The sequence below is a fragment of the Kitasatospora sp. NPDC004799 genome, assembly GCF_040609095.1.
In the GTDB taxonomy this organism is placed as follows: domain Bacteria; phylum Actinomycetota; class Actinomycetes; order Streptomycetales; family Streptomycetaceae; genus Kitasatospora.
In genome coordinates this window covers 1-1164 of record NZ_JBEXJK010000828.1, presented here as the reverse complement: position 1 = coordinate 1164, position 1164 = coordinate 1, and the positions used below count along the sequence as shown (strand labels likewise).

Below are 1164 nucleotides of genomic sequence, written 5' to 3'. Positions count from 1 at the left end.
CTCGGTCGTGGTGGCCGGCGTGCTGCTCGGGCGCTCCGGCCACCGGCTGACCGACGCGCACATCCGGCTGCAGCTGCACGCCGTGTCCGCGGTGGTGGTGTTCCTGCTGGAGAGCGTCGTGTTCAGCATCGTCGGCCTGGAACTGCCCACCCTGGTCCGGGACCTGCCGGCCGGCACCGGCTGGTGGCCGCTCCAGGCGCTCGCGCTGGCGGCGGTGCTGATCGCGGTGCGAGTGCTCTCCACCCTGCCGCTGACCCGCGCGGTCGAGCCCGGCCGGGGCCGGCCCGGGCTGTCCTGGCGGGTCGCCGGGGTGGTCACCTGGGCCGGGACCAGGGGCGTCATGCCGCTGGCCGCGGCGCTGTCCGTCCCGCTGCTCGCCGACGACGGCAGCGCGCTGCCCGGCCGGCCGCTGGTCCTGGTGCTCACCACCGCCGTCGTCGTCCTCACCCTGGTCGTCCAGGGCCTGACCCTCGCCGCCGTCGTCCACCGCTCCGGCCTCGCCCTCGAACCCGAGCACACCGCCCGGGAGGAGGACGAGGCCCGCGACGCCCTCAACCGCGCGGCCCTCGACCACGTCGAGTACCTCACCGAGCTGGAGGCCGTACCGGACACCGCCCTGGACCGGGTGCGCCGCGGCCTCACGGCCAGACTCGACCGCAGCACCGAGACCCCCGACGGCACCACCGCCGACACCGCCTACCGGCAGCTGCGCCGCGAGGTGATCGCGGTCCAGAGCACCGCGCTGCACCGCCTCTACGACGAGCACCGCATCAGCGACACCACCCGCCGCCGCCTCCAGCACGACCTCGACCGCGAGGAGGCCGCCCTCGGCAGCCCGTGAGCGGCCCGGCCGAGGTGGAGGCGGCGGCCCGGCCGAGGTGGAGGCGCCGGCCGGGTCAGCGAGCGGGCGGCGCGCCCGGGGCGGAGGCGCCGGCCGGGGTCCCCCGCGAAGCGAGGAGTTCGGCGACCGGGTCGGCGCTGCCCGAGGCGCTCAACTCCTGGACCAGCTCGCAGTTCCTCGCGACCCGGTCCGCGACCCAGGTGCGCAGCCACTCGGACAGCCGGGGGAGCGGCAGGTCGGACAGGGCCGGCCAGCACCACCCGGCCGAGCGAGGCCTGGTCCTGGTACTCGTCACCGGGGAACGGCCGCACCGAGGCGTCGGC

At 77.0% G+C, this 1164-nt stretch carries 1 protein-coding gene and 1 pseudogene; one reads left to right on the top strand and one right to left on the bottom strand.

The genetic code is table 11. The annotated features are described in order from the left end of the window. Positions 1-841 (top strand): annotated as a pseudogene (locus tag ABZW03_RS41105) (Na+/H+ antiporter); the annotation flags it as partial. Between the two features lie 55 nt (positions 842-896). On the opposite strand, the gene ABZW03_RS41100 reads toward ABZW03_RS41105, so the two are convergent. After that, a complete protein-coding gene (locus ABZW03_RS41100; protein WP_355270025.1) occupies positions 897-1136 on the bottom strand; it encodes a hypothetical protein in 240 nt (79 codons plus the stop codon). Between the last annotated feature and the right edge of the window lie 28 nt (positions 1137-1164).